6 protein-coding genes, 4 rRNA genes and 1 pseudogene (1 of these 11 cut by a window edge) are annotated in these 13,789 nt (G+C 61.9%); 7 read left to right on the plus strand and 4 right to left on the minus strand.

All coding sequences use genetic code 11. The annotated features are described in order from the left end of the window. Nucleotides 1-1,956 (plus strand): 23S ribosomal RNA (locus M4D82_RS18010); it begins 1,163 nt to the left of the window's first position. A gap of 72 nt (nucleotides 1,957-2,028) precedes the next feature. Beyond that, nucleotides 2,029-2,145: ribosomal RNA gene (rrf, locus tag M4D82_RS18015) — 5S ribosomal RNA — on the plus strand. 69 nt (nucleotides 2,146-2,214) lie between these two features. Here the strand turns inward: rrf and M4D82_RS18020 are convergent. Further along, nucleotides 2,215-2,853 (minus strand): histidine phosphatase family protein, encoded by a 639-nt coding sequence (locus M4D82_RS18020; protein ID WP_249767019.1) that lies wholly within the window; start codon nucleotides 2,851-2,853, stop codon nucleotides 2,215-2,217. 142 nt (nucleotides 2,854-2,995) lie between these two features. Between M4D82_RS18020 and M4D82_RS18025 the strand changes: the two genes are divergently transcribed. Both M4D82_RS18025 and M4D82_RS18030 read left to right on the plus strand, forming a co-directional pair. Further along, nucleotides 2,996-3,541 (plus strand): GNAT family N-acetyltransferase, encoded by a 546-nt coding sequence (locus M4D82_RS18025; RefSeq protein ID WP_249767020.1) that lies wholly within the window; start codon nucleotides 2,996-2,998, stop codon nucleotides 3,539-3,541. 99 nt (nucleotides 3,542-3,640) lie between these two features. Beyond that, nucleotides 3,641-3,991: a hypothetical protein gene (locus M4D82_RS18030; protein WP_249767021.1), complete on the plus strand. Its 351-nt coding sequence runs from the start codon at nucleotides 3,641-3,643 to the stop codon at nucleotides 3,989-3,991. A gap of 21 nt (nucleotides 3,992-4,012) precedes the next feature. Here M4D82_RS18030 and istB read toward each other — a convergent pair. The 3 genes and pseudogenes from istB to M4D82_RS18060 all read right to left on the minus strand — a co-directional run. Further along, nucleotides 4,013-4,616, minus strand: a pseudogene (istB, locus tag M4D82_RS34315) (IS21-like element helper ATPase IstB); the annotation flags it as partial. 1,226 nt (nucleotides 4,617-5,842) lie between these two features. Beyond that, nucleotides 5,843-6,175 (minus strand): winged helix-turn-helix domain-containing protein, encoded by a 333-nt coding sequence (locus tag M4D82_RS18055; protein ID WP_249767023.1) that lies wholly within the window; start codon nucleotides 6,173-6,175, stop codon nucleotides 5,843-5,845. Beyond that, nucleotides 6,172-6,588 carry a hypothetical protein gene (locus M4D82_RS18060; RefSeq protein ID WP_249767024.1) on the minus strand — a complete coding sequence of 139 codons (417 nt, stop codon included), beginning with the start codon at nucleotides 6,586-6,588 and terminating at the stop codon, nucleotides 6,172-6,174. The genes M4D82_RS18055 and M4D82_RS18060 overlap by 4 nt, the downstream gene beginning before the upstream one ends. 1,093 nt (nucleotides 6,589-7,681) lie before the next feature. Here M4D82_RS18060 and M4D82_RS18065 point away from each other — a divergent pair. The 3 genes from M4D82_RS18065 (at nucleotide 7,682) to M4D82_RS18075 (ending at nucleotide 13,757) form a co-directional block, all read left to right on the plus strand. Then, a complete protein-coding gene (locus tag M4D82_RS18065) occupies nucleotides 7,682-8,188 on the plus strand; it encodes an allene oxide cyclase barrel-like domain-containing protein (RefSeq protein ID WP_249767025.1) in 507 nt (168 codons plus the stop codon). A 645-nt stretch (nucleotides 8,189-8,833) separates the two neighbouring features. Continuing rightward, nucleotides 8,834-10,356, plus strand: a 16S ribosomal RNA gene (locus tag M4D82_RS18070). A 281-nt stretch (nucleotides 10,357-10,637) separates the two neighbouring features. Beyond that, a 23S ribosomal RNA gene (locus tag M4D82_RS18075) occupies nucleotides 10,638-13,757 on the plus strand. The 16S and 23S rRNA genes sit together here, the layout of an rRNA operon. Nucleotides 13,758-13,789: the final 32 nt, after the last annotated feature.

Raw genomic sequence — 13,789 nt, forward strand, 5'->3', positions numbered from 1 at the left:
GGCTTAGAAGCAGCCACCCTTGAAAGAGTGCGTAATAGCTCACTGGTCAAGTGATTCCGCGCCGACAATGTAGCGGGGCTCAAGCGTACCGCCGAAGTCGTGTCATTGCAGCAATTAAGCCCCAACGGGTGTTGTGATGGGTAGGGAGCGTCGTGTGCCGGGTGAAGCAGCAGCGGAAGCTAGTTGTGGACGGTTCACGAGTGAGAATGCAGGCATGAGTAGCGATACACACGTGAGAAACGTGTGCGCCGATTGACTAAGGGTTCCTGGGTCAAGCTGATCTGCCCAGGGTAAGTCGGGACCTAAGGCGAGGCCGACAGGCGTAGTCGATGGACAACCGGTTGATATTCCGGTACCCGCTTTGAAACGCCCAATATCGAATCCTCTGATGCTAAGGCCGTGAAGCCGTTCCGGACCCTTCGGGGAATGGAAAGTGGTGGAGCCGCCGGCCCAAGGTGGTAGTAGGTAAGCGATGGGGTGACGCAGGAAGGTAGTCCAACCCGGGCGGTGGTTGTCCCGGGGTAAGGGTGTAGGCCGAGGGGTAGGCAAATCCGTCCCTCATACAAGGCTGAGACCTGATGCCGAGCCGATTGTGGTGAAGTGGATGATCCTATGCTGTCGAGAAAAGCCTCTAGCGAGTTTCATGGCGGCCCGTACCCTAAACCGACTCAGGTGGTCAGGTAGAGAATACCGAGGCGTTCGGGTGAACTATGGTTAAGGAACTCGGCAAAATGCCCCCGTAACTTCGGGAGAAGGGGGGCCATCACTGGTGATAGCACTTGCTGCTTGAGCTGGGGGTGGCCGCAGAGACCAGCGAGAAGCGACTGTTTACTAAAAACACAGGTCCGTGCGAAGCCGTAAGGCGATGTATACGGACTGACGCCTGCCCGGTGCTGGAACGTTAAGGGGACCGGTTAGTGACCTTTCGGGGTTGCGAAGCTGAGAACTTAAGCGCCAGTAAACGGCGGTGGTAACTATAACCATCCTAAGGTAGCGAAATTCCTTGTCGGGTAAGTTCCGACCTGCACGAATGGCGTAACGACTTCTCGACTGTCTCAACCATAGGCCCGGTGAAATTGCACTACGAGTAAAGATGCTCGTTTCGCGCAGCAGGACGGAAAGACCCGGACCTTTACTACAGTTTGATATTGGTGTTCGGTTCGGCTTGTGTAGGATAGGTGGGAGACTTTGAAGCCGTGACGCCAGTCATGGTGGAGTCGCCGTTGAAATACCACTCTGGTCGTGCTGGATGTCTAACCTCGGTCCGTGATCCGGATCAGGGACAGTGTCTGATGGGTAGTTTAACTGGGGCGGTTGCCTCCCAAAGGGTAACGGAGGCGCCCAAAGGTTCCCTCAGCCTGGTTGGCAATCAGGTGTTGAGTGTAAGTGCACAAGGGAGCTTGACTGTGAGACCGACGGGTCGAGCAGGGACGAAAGTCGGGACTAGTGATCCGGCGGTGGCTTGTGGAAGCGCCGTCGCTCAACGGATAAAAGGTACCCCGGGATAACAGGCTGATCTTCCCAAGAGTCCATATCGACGGGATGGTTTGGCACCTCGATGTCGGCTCGTCGCATCCTGGGGCTGGAGTCGGTCCCAAGGGTTGGGCTGTTCGCCCATTAAAGCGGTACGCGAGCTGGGTTTAGAACGTCGTGAGACAGTTCGGTCCCTATCCGCTGTGCGCGTAGGAATATTGAGAAGGGCTGTCCCTAGTACGAGAGGACCGGGACGGACGAACCTCTGGTGTGCCAGTTGTCCTGCCAAGGGCATGGCTGGTTGGCTACGTTCGGGAGGGATAACCGCTGAAAGCATCTAAGCGGGAAGCCTGCTTCAAGATGAGTATTCCCACCTCCTTGAGAGGGTAAGGCTCCCAGTAGACGACTGGGTTGATAGGCCAGATGTGGAAGCCCGGTAACGGGTGGAGCTGACTGGTACTAATAGGCCGAGGGCTTGTCCTCAGTTGCTCGCGTCCACTGTGTTAGTTCTGAAGTAACGACCGTGATATTGCCCGGTTGATATCTTCATAGTGTTTCGGTGGTCATAGCGTTAGGGAAACGCCCGGTTACATTCCGAACCCGGAAGCTAAGCCTTTCAGCGCCGATGGTACTGCAGGGGGGACCCTGTGGGAGAGTAGGACGCCGCCGAACAATCATTGTGGGAAAGCCCCGCACCTTCTGGTGCGGGGCTTTTCTGCGTTTACGGCCAGAGGTGATGATTCACGGTTTCGCGGTGTCGAGATGGCGGGTGTCGCCAAGGCTGACGACTTGGCGATTGTGGAAGAAGTCGTCTTCGCGCAGCGTGGTGATGCTGCCGGCCGGCGCACGGAAGCTGGCATAGCCGACCGACTCGATCGGCATCTTGATCCAGGACGCCACGATGAACGTCAGAGAGCCACCATGCGTCACGAGAATCTGGTGGCGGCATGGGCGCTGCAGCATGTCGTCCAAGGCCGCATAGATTCGCTCTACCCATGCTGCCTTGGTCTCGGCGCCCTCGACGCCCTCATCGTGGTGGAGCCGCTCGCCGTGAGCCGGTGGCGGCACGAACCTCCGGTCCAGCCACTCCTGGGGCCTTCCTCCCGCCACACCGTAAGACTTCTCCCGCAATCTGTGATCCAGGATCGGTCTCACGCCGAACAGCTCGGCGACCTCGTCGGCTGTCTGTCGGGTGCGCTGTAGATCCGATGTGAACAGCTCTACCTCGGCACCGTCCGGCACCCGTGTTCGCAGCTCATGGGCAATCAAGGCCGCCGCGCGGATACCCGCAGCCGTCAGCCGCGAGTCGTGCCATCCGCCGACAAGCCCCCTGACGTGGTGCGTCGCCTCCGGATGGGTGACGACGTAAAGAGTGCGCATGAGAGCCTGCCCTTCGTGCAACTGGCGTCCTGGCGTCGCGGAGTTCGAGGCTTCGTTCCATCGGACGGCGAGGCGTCCCGTCCCGCGACGGGCGGGATACTGTCGTCGAGGGTCTGGACTTACGAGCTCGTACTATCGCGGAATGCCGGAGCTTCAGTTACTTCGTGGCGACCACGCGCGGGCGCTGCTCGCCTTCGAGCGGGAGAACCGGGCCTACTTCGCGGCCTCGATTCCCGACCGGGGAGACGACTACTTCGCGCACTTCGACGAGCGGCACCGCCGGCTGCTGGCCGCGCAACATGCGGGGCAGGACTACTTCCACCTCCTGTTGGCGGAGGACGGGGCGGTGCTGGGGCGGGTCAATCTCGTTGACGTGACCAACGGTTCGGCCGAACTCGGGTACCGCATCGCGGAGCTGGCCGCGGGGCAGGGACTGGCGACGGCCGCGGTGCGGGAGGTGTGCGTCCTCGCCGCCGAGCGGTATGGCCTTCGTACGCTGACGGCCGTCACGACGCTCGACAACACGGGATCCCGTACGGTCCTGGCCCGCACCGGCTTCACGGTCGCCGGCGACGTCGACCTGGACGGCCGGCCCGGACACCGCTTCACACGAGATCTACACGATCAGGCGTCCGGTACGACCCGCCCCCTGTGGGCGTACTCGAGAATGTGCCCAGTGAAGTACTGACGAATGTGCTCAGCAAGATGACAGGCTGTTCGCTCGGCTGGAGCGGAGTCGTGGCACGATGACTTCGTGGCGAGTCCTGGTCTTTCAGCGGGTCGTCGCATGTTGATCGATGCGGTCGTCGTGGTCGCGGCGCCTGCTTCGGATCAGGCGACTTGGCTGGACAAATACGACGTGCCGCCGGACGAGATCGCCTTGGGCTTCGATTATGCCTTCCGCCTCGCCGGGCGACTGGTCGACGAGGGCCAGCTCAGTCGTGAGGTGTTGCCCTCGCTGCAGATGATCGATGAGGTCTTCAGTGAGATGTCCCAGGACACCGACGTGGATCGGTGGACCAAGGAGTCATTGACCACTGACGACGGGTGGGGACGAGCCCGGCAGCTGGCGCGAGAAGTCCTCACCGCGGAAGGCGAAGAGATGTCTCCGCTGCCGAGCATCCGCATCGTTCCATGAGTCCCCAGCCCCGCCCGCGGTCTAGGCTGCGGTCTCGCGTTCGATGGCGGCGAGCCGGTTCTTCAGCCGGTAGCTGGGGCCGTTGATGGAGACGACGTCGCAGTGGTGCAGGAGCCAGTCGAGGATGGCCGTGGCGAGGACTTCATCGCCGAACACCTGGCCCCATTCGCTGAAGGTCTTGTTCGAGGTCAGGATGATAGAGCCCTTTTCGTAGTGCTTGGAGAACAGCTGGAACACCAGGTTCGCCTCAGCGCGTTCGAGGGCTGGTAGCCGACTTCGTCGACGACGAGAACTCCGGGCCGTAGATAGGTGCGGAGCTTGCTGTTGAGTCGTCCGGCCCCTTCGGCGACCTTGAGCGGCCGGACCATGTCGTCAAGGGTCGTGAAGTAGACGGAGAAGCCGGCCCGGCAGGCGGCGACCGAGAGAGCGACGGCGATGTGGGTCTCACCGACCCCGGGCGGTCCCAGCAGGGCCGCGTTGGCCTTGGCCTCGACGAACGCGAGGGTGGCGAGGTCTTTGATTTGCTGGGGTCGAGTTCTGGCTGGAAGGCGAAGTCGTACTCGTCGAGTGTCCTGTGGTGCGGCAGCTTGGACAGCCGCAGGCCCTGGCGGAAGCGCCGGTCGTCACCGTGGGACTTCGCCCGGTGCATCGGCACCCATGCGTTGAAAGCGGAGTCCAGCCCTTCGATGGAGGAGAAGGACCGTCCGGCCAGGACGTGGTCGCGGACGATCAGGACTTGCCGCTCGACGCGGTCTTTCCCGGTGGGGCGGTAGGCGGCCAGCACGTCGATGTCGAAGTCGTAGTACCCGGCGAACCCGACTGCTTCCGGGTGTAGCGGAACGGCCTCGCCCGGTGCGACCTGGCGGCGCACGACGGTCTTGGTGCGGTCGTAGACGATCGACATCGGCACCCCGCCGCAGTGGGCGAACGCCTGGTGGTGGCAGTCGAAGAAGGCGGCCAGGTCCTGGCTGGTGGTGAAGCAGCAGAACGGGATCTCGCGAGTAGGACAAGGCCATGCGGAACGAGTAGACCTTCGGGATGCCGACGTGGGCGTCTCCCCAGTCGACTTGCGCCTGCGCTCCGGGCACGACCTCGAACCTGCGGTGCAGGCCGGCCAGTTCGCCCTGCGCTGATGCCCAGTTCCTCCGCGATCCGCGGCAGGGCCTCCTGCATGTAGAGCTTGACCCGCTGGTAGGTGCCGGTGAAGCCGTACTCGGCCACCAGCCGCTCGTGAACTACGGCACCTTCGATCAGAATCCCGGACCGCAGCATCGCGTCGATCAGGGGCGCGACCTCGTCCACCTTCCGTCGACGGCCGTGTCCGGGCGCAGCTCGACGGGGTGGGGCGACCGGGCCTTCAGAGGACAGGTACTTGCGGACCGCGCGGCGGTTGAGCCCGGTCTCCTTCGCGATCTCCGACAGGCTCATCGCCCCGGACTCGAACAGCCCGCGGAAGCGTCGAAGCTCTACCCATCGTTGCGAGTCCAAGACCATGGTCAGCCGCCCTCCGCCACCCTTCACAGGCCGGCAGCAGACTGCCCACGATCAACCCTCGGTACGTGTACGCCGACACCCCCCAACCCCGGTCGATCGCTGAGGGTTCGGCAGACAGGTTCGACACCAACGGCCGCACCGTCACGCCCAGTTCCTCGCTGCTAGCCCCGTCAATCCACGGCAGAGAGTAGGCGCCGGCCACTTACGGGACCCAGCTCTGGACGGCCTCCCGCCACCGCCCCTCGACCGGCGCCGGGACAGCACGACGCCGAACCGCCGGCCACCGGTGGGGGAGGCGTCATGGCGTGGCCCACCAGGAAGCGGCCTTCCACGCGCGCATCGGGCGTGCTGTTCGGGTCAGTGCAGTGGGCCTGCGATTGCCGTGAGTGCGGCGACGTGGCGGCGGTAGGCGGCTGTTCCCTCGTCGGTCAGGTACAGCCAGGTCCGGGGGCGGCGGCCGAGCCGCCCCTTCTCGACCCGTACCCAGCCGGCTTCCTCCAGGCGGCAGACCTGCTTCGACAGCGCGGAGTCGGTGATCTCCACGAGGTCGCGCACGTAGGCGAACTCGGCCTTCTCCACGGATGCGAGGGCCGCGACGATCGACAGGCGCACCGCCGACGCCAGAAGCGGTGCGAGTCCGTGTCGCGGGTGGGGGCCCTGCCCCACGGCCGCCGAGGGTTCCGGCGTCATACGGCGCGTGCCTCCCGCCAGGCGGCGATGGCGGCCGGCAGCGCGCACGCGACCGCAGCCGCGACCACGAAGGCGACGCTGTCCCCGAAGACGGTGAGGCCCAGCGCGAGGGCCGACACGTAGGCAACCGCCCAGGCGCCGATCACCTTGAGGTGCCTGCTTCCGAGGCCCCGCGGGACCACGGGCTGCCGCGTGGCGAACAGGGACAACCCCATGACCACGAGGGCATTCGCCAGCGTGCTGACGACTGTCCCCGTCGGCCCGTGCCACAGCAACACGGCGGGAACCAGGACGAGCTGCCACCCTGCGAAGAGCCACAGATATCCGGCGTACCAATCGCCACGCCGCCGCGTGGTCGTCTCCATCAGCGCGATGCCCTTCAACGCTGCGGCCGCATCGGCCTGTTCGCCCATGTGCAATCCTCCCCGTAGCCGCCGGGCGCTATGGTGGCGAGTCCGGCAAGTACTTGCCAATGTAGCAAGTAATTGTGCATTCGGCCGAGGGCGAGGGGTTCGACGCCGCGGTCGCGTTCTCGCTCCACGACACGGGAGCCGGCCAGGCGCGGGCCTGCCCCGCAGTAACGACCGCGGCCTGGGCCACGCAGACGAGGCCCAGGGCGGCAACACCCACCTGCGCAACGCACTGGAAAGCGGGGACAGAGCTACGTCCTCGCCGTCTCCTGGCCGTCATTGCCGACGACCGTCCTGGTCGCCGGCATCCCCTCGTCCGCGGCAACCGCCGCACCAGCGAATGCGCCTACTACCGTTACTACTCGCGACCACCTCGGCCGGACCGTCCAGACCCGGGTCAGGACCGCCGGAGGGCGGTGGGAACGCGGTTGGGGAAGCCCCTGGGTTCGGTGGGACAAGCTGCAAGAGGCTCTGCTTCTGCTGCCACCGAAGGCCGCCGGCAGATTCGGATTCAGCGTGGTGGCATCGCAGATGCTGACCGTGTCCGTGCCGCGGCCTACCGATTCGCTGCCTCATGTGTGACCGGTAGAGGGGATCTCGGAGACCGAGCGACGACGTCCAGGACCGGGCCGGCCGCCCATCTTCGGAGCCAGATGACCGAGGCGGCGTGAACGGAGACACCGATCCGGCGGTTGTCGACCTTCGCCCAGGGCGCCGGAGTGCTGCCGGCCGCCCCGGGCGAGGAACGGCCGTCCTGGGAGAGCCAGTGTCGTCCACTACCCACACACCCTGCGGACGCACACCGCCACCGCATGCCAGCCGGACCGGCCAGGTCGAGGGCGTATCGGCATCAAGCCGTTCGGCACCAGCAGCAGTCTCCGCAGATACGGGGCAGCAGACGGACGGGCCGGACGAGGCTGCGTGTGGAGGCCGCAGCGACTCGTTTCGGGCGGGCGGGCCGGCCCTCGTCGCGGGTTGGTCCGACTGGTCGGATCTTCCGGTGGGTCGGGCCGGGCGGTTCCTGACGGGGGCAAAGCCGAGGTTATGAATGCGTCACTGGACCATCCCATGAGCAGCCAACCTCAGGAGCCACATGATGCGCCCCATCAGAGCAGCCTGTCTCGGCACGGCCACTGCGCTGGTCACCACCCTCCTCGCCTGTGCCCCCGTCGCTGCCGCCGCGACGGGCACCGATTCCGACGCCAAGGACAAAGACCGGGTCATCACACTCATCGGCCGGCTCGCGGAGCAGACGCGCTTCCCCATCAACCCGGGCGGCGCCGCAGCCCAGGGCGACCGGACTGTCTTCCGCTCGACCCTCTTCGACGAGGACGGCAACCAGGTCGGCGAGACCGGCGGCACCTGCACCACCACCCGGGTCGTCGACGGCGGAGCGGAGGTGTGCGTCGTGACCTACACCCTCCCCGGCGGCCAGCTCTCGGTCCAGGGGATGGTCTTCGGCTTCCTCAACCCGGGCCCTCCCCCCTCGTTCGACAACGGGATCACCGGCGGCACCGGCGAATTCGACCAGGCCCGTGGCTCGGTCCACGCCGACACCATCGCTACGGGCACGAGGCGTTTCACCATCGACCTCAAGCGCTGACTGGCCCTGCCCCCGGTTCGACCCCGGGGCGTCCACGGACCGACACCACGTTGAGGACGGCGCCCCGTAGGGCGCCGTCCGGTTGGGCGGCGAGGGCGAGCGCCTCCGGGTGGGGGCCGTTTTGACTCCTCGCGGGGTGGGTTGTAGAGTCAAACGGTTGCCTCGAACTGCACAAGTTCGGCAGCCGTCACCCCCAAGGATGAAAATCGAAGCGGGTGTCCGCGACTCCTCATTCAGGAACGTTGAAGCCGGGAAATCCGGTGGAAAACTTCTGATAGAGTCGGAACCGCCGGAAAGGGAAAGCGCGAAAGCGCAAGAACCTCGAAAGCGCCGAGGAAATCGGACACGAAAGAGTCTGATAGAGTCGGAAACGCAAGAACACAGAACGAAAGCCCGGAGGAAAACCCGCGAGGGTGAGTACAAAGGAAGCGTCCGTTCCTTGAGAACTCAACAGCGTGCCAAAAATCAACGCCAGAAGTTGATACCCCGTCCACTCCGGTGGATGAGGTTCCTTTGAAAAAGACCTGCGAGGCCTTCGGGCACTGGCAGGCAACGAAACACAGCGAGGACGCAGTGGTCAGTCGGTCTTATTCCGACCATGACTGGCCCGCTCAACGTGTGTGTGCACCGGATTACCGGTAAACATTCATGGAGAGTTTGATCCTGGCTCAGGACGAACGCTGGCGGCGTGCTTAACACATGCAAGTCGAACGATGAAGCCCTTCGGGGTGGATTAGTGGCGAACGGGTGAGTAACACGTGGGCAATCTGCCCTTCACTCTGGGACAAGCCCTGGAAACGGGGTCTAATACCGGATACGACTGCGGGAGGCATCTCCTGCGGTGGAAAGCTCCGGCGGTGAAGGATGAGCCCGCGGCCTATCAGCTTGTTGGTGGGGTAATGGCCTACCAAGGCGACGACGGGTAGCCGGCCTGAGAGGCGACCGGCCACACTGGGACTGAGACACGGCCCAGACTCCTACGGGAGGCAGCAGTGGGGAATATTGCACAATGGGCGAAAGCCTGATGCAGCGACGCCGCGTGAGGGATGACGGCCTTCGGGTTGTAAACCTCTTTCAGCAGGGAAGAAGCGAAAGTGACGGTACCTGCAGAAGAAGCGCCGGCTAACTACGTGCCAGCAGCCGCGGTAATACGTAGGGCGCAAGCGTTGTCCGGAATTATTGGGCGTAAAGAGCTCGTAGGCGGCTTGTCACGTCGGATGTGAAAGCCCGAGGCTTAACCTCGGGTCTGCATTCGATACGGGCTAGCTAGAGTGTGGTAGGGGAGATCGGAATTCCTGGTGTAGCGGTGAAATGCGCAGATATCAGGAGGAACACCGGTGGCGAAGGCGGATCTCTGGGCCATTACTGACGCTGAGGAGCGAAAGCGTGGGGAGCGAACAGGATTAGATACCCTGGTAGTCCACGCCGTAAACGTTGGGAACTAGGTGTTGGCGACATTCCACGTCGTCGGTGCCGCAGCTAACGCATTAAGTTCCCCGCCTGGGGAGTACGGCCGCAAGGCTAAAACTCAAAGGAATTGACGGGGGCCCGCACAAGCGGCGGAGCATGTGGCTTAATTCGACGCAACGCGAAGAACCTTACCAAGGCTTGACATATACCGGAAAGCATTAGAGATAGTGCCCCCCTTGTGGTCGGTATACAGGTGGTGCATGGCTGTCGTCAGCTCGTGTCGTGAGATGTTGGGTTAAGTCCCGCAACGAGCGCAACCCTTGTCCTGTGTTGCCAGCATGCCCTTCGGGGTGATGGGGACTCACAGGAGACCGCCGGGGTCAACTCGGAGGAAGGTGGGGACGACGTCAAGTCATCATGCCCTTATGTCTTGGGCTGCACACGTGCTACAATGGCCGGTACAATGAGCTGCGATACCGTGAGGTGGAGCGAATCTCAAAAAGCCGGTCTCAGTTCGGATTGGGGTCTGCAACTCGACCCCATGAAGTCGGAGTCGCTAGTAATCGCAGATCAGCATTGCTGCGGTGAATACGTTCCCGGGCCTTGTACACACCGCCCGTCACGTCACGAAAGTCGGTAACACCCGAAGCCGGTGGCCCAACCCGTAAGGGAGGGAGCTGTCGAAGGTGGGACTGGCGATTGGGACGAAGTCGTAACAAGGTAGCCGTACCGGAAGGTGCGGCTGGATCACCTCCTTTCTAAGGAGCACAGTACCGATTGCAGACAAACGTTCTGCACGGTCAGCTCATGGGTGGAACGTTGATTATTTGGCACCGAACATCTGATGGTTCTCGAGTACTGCTTCGGCGTGGAAAGGGAAGACGGAGGATGTCCGGTGCCTGGCACGTTGTTGGGTGTCTGAGGGTACGGCCGTAAGGTCTTATCTTCGCGATGCCGCCCCGGTGAAGCGCTGCTTTGGCAGTGTGTGACGGGTGGCTGGTCGTTGCTTGAGAACTACACAGTGGACGCGAGCATCTGTGGCCAAGTTTTTAAGGGCGCACGGTGGATGCCTTGGCACCAGGAACCGATGAAGGACGTGAGAGGCCGCGATAGGCCCCGGGGAGCTGCCAACTGAGCTTTGATCCGGGGGTGTCCGAATGGGGAAACCCGGCAGTCGTCATGGGCTGTCACCCATGCCTGAACACATAGGGCATGTGGAGGGAACGAGGGGAAGTGAAACATCTCAGTACCCTCAGGAAGAGAAAACAACCGTGATTCCGGGAGTAGTGGCGAGCGAAACCGGATGAGGCCAAACCGTATGTGTGTGAGACCCGGCAGGGGTTGCGCATGCGGGGTTGTGGGAATGAGCTTTCACGGTCTGCCGGCCGTGAGGCGAGTCAGAAACCGTTGATGTAGTCGAAGGACATGCGAAAGGTCCGGCGTAGAGGGTAAGACCCCCGTAGACGAAACATCAGCGGCTTGCTTGCTCATCTCCCAAGTAGCACGGGGCCCGAGAAATCCCGTGTGAATCTGGCGGGACCACCCGCTAAGCCTAAATATTCCCTGGTGACCGATAGCGGATAGTACCGTGAGGGAATGGTGAAAAGTACCGCGGGAGCGGAGTGAAATAGTACCTGAAACCGTGTGCCTACAAGCCGTGGGAGCGTCGCTCATTGGGTTTACCCAATGGGTCGTGACTGCGTGCCTTTTGAAGAATGAGCCTGCGAGTTAGCGGTGTGTAGCGAGGTTAACCCGTGTGGGGAAGCCGTAGCGAAAGCGAGTCCGAACAGGGCGATTGAGTTGCACGCTCTAGACCCGAAGCGGAGTGATCTAGCCATGGGCAGGTTGAAGCGGAGGTAAGACTTCGTGGAGGACCGAACCCACCAGGGTTGAAAACCTGGGGGATGACCTGTGGTTAGGGGTGAAAGGCCAATCAAACTCCGTGATAGCTGGTTCTCCCCGAAATGCATTTAGGTGCAGCGTCGTGTGTTTCTTGCCGGAGGTAGAGCACTGGATAGGCGATGGGCCCTACCGGGTTACTGACCTTAGCCAAACTCCGAATGCCGGTAAGTGAGAGCACGGCAGTGAGACTGTGGGGGATAAGCTCCATGGTCGAGAGGGAAACAGCCCAGAGCATCGACTAAGGCCCCTAAGCGTACGCTAAGTGGGAAAGGATGTGGAGTCGCAGAGACAACCAGGAGGTTGGCTTAGAAGCAGCCACCCTTGAAAGAGTGCGTAATAGCTCACTGGTCAAGTGATTCCGCGCCGACAATGTAGCGGGGCTCAAGCGTACCGCCGAAGTCGTGTCATTGCAGCTATAGGGCCAACGCCCGCTGTGATGGGTAGGGGAGCGTCGTGTGCCGGGTGAAGCAGCAGCGGAAGCTAGTTGTGGACGGTTCACGAGTGAGAATGCAGGCATGAGTAGCGATACACACGTGAGAAACGTGTGCGCCGATTGACTAAGGGTTCCTGGGTCAAGCTGATCTGCCCAGGGTAAGTCGGGACCTAAGGCGAGGCCGACAGGCGTAGTCGATGGACAACCGGTTGATATTCCGGTACCCGCTTTGAAACGCCCAATATCGAATCCTCTGATGCTAAGGCCGTGAAGCCGTTCCGGACCCTTCGGGGAATGGAAAGTGGTGGAGCCGCCGGCCCAAGGTGGTAGTAGGTAAGCGATGGGGTGACGCAGGAAGGTAGTCCAACCCGGGCGGTGGTTGTCCCGGGGTAAGGGTGTAGGCCGAGGGGTAGGCAAATCCGTCCCTCATACAAGGCTGAGACCTGATGCCGAGCCGATTGTGGTGAAGTGGATGATCCTATGCTGTCGAGAAAAGCCTCTAGCGAGTTTCATGGCGGCCCGTACCCTAAACCGACTCAGGTGGTCAGGTAGAGAATACCGAGGCGTTCGGGTGAACTATGGTTAAGGAACTCGGCAAAATGCCCCCGTAACTTCGGGAGAAGGGGGGCCATCACTGGTGATAGCACTTGCTGCTTGAGCTGGGGGTGGCCGCAGAGACCAGCGAGAAGCGACTGTTTACTAAAAACACAGGTCCGTGCGAAGCCGTAAGGCGATGTATACGGACTGACGCCTGCCCGGTGCTGGAACGTTAAGGGGACCGGTTAGTGACCTTTCGGGGTTGCGAAGCTGAGAACTTAAGCGCCAGTAAACGGCGGTGGTAACTATAACCATCCTAAGGTAGCGAAATTCCTTGTCGGGTAAGTTCCGACCTGCACGAATGGCGTAACGACTTCTCGACTGTCTCAACCATAGGCCCGGTGAAATTGCACTACGAGTAAAGATGCTCGTTTCGCGCAGCAGGACGGAAAGACCCGGACCTTTACTACAGTTTGATATTGGTGTTCGGTTCGGCTTGTGTAGGATAGGTGGGAGACTTTGAAGCCGTGACGCCAGTCATGGTGGAGTCGCCGTTGAAATACCACTCTGGTCGTGCTGGATGTCTAACCTCGGTCCGTGATCCGGATCAGGGACAGTGTCTGATGGGTAGTTTAACTGGGGCGGTTGCCTCCCAAAGGGTAACGGAGGCGCCCAAAGGTTCCCTCAGCCTGGTTGGCAATCAGGTGTTGAGTGTAAGTGCACAAGGGAGCTTGACTGTGAGACCGACGGGTCGAGCAGGGACGAAAGTCGGGACTAGTGATCCGGCGGTGGCTTGTGGAAGCGCCGTCGCTCAACGGATAAAAGGTACCCGGGGATAACAGGCTGATCTTCCCAAGAGTCCATATCGACGGGATGGTTTGGCACCTCGATGTCGGCTCGTCGCATCCTGGGGCTGGAGTCGGTCCCAAGGGTTGGGCTGTTCGCCCATTAAAGCGGTACGCGAGCTGGGTTTAGAACGTCGTGAGACAGTTCGGTCCCTATCCGCTGTGCGCGTAGGAATATTGAGAAGGGCTGTCCCTAGTACGAGAGGACCGGGACGGACGAACCTCTGGTGTGCCAGTTGTCCTGCCAAGGGCATGGCTGGTTGGCTACGTTCGGGAGGGATAACCGCTGAAAGCATCTAAGCGGGAAGCCTGCTTCAAGATGAGTATTCCCACCTCCTTGAGAGGGTAAGGCTCCCAGTAGACGACTGGGTTGATAGGCCAGATGTGGAAGCCCGGTAACGGGTGGAGCTGACTGGTACTAATAGGCCGAGGGCTTGTCCTCAGTTGCTCGCGTCCACTGTGTTAGTTCTGAAG

It is taken from the genome of Streptomyces sp. RerS4 (assembly GCF_023515955.1).
GTDB lineage: Bacteria > Actinomycetota > Actinomycetes > Streptomycetales > Streptomycetaceae > Streptomyces.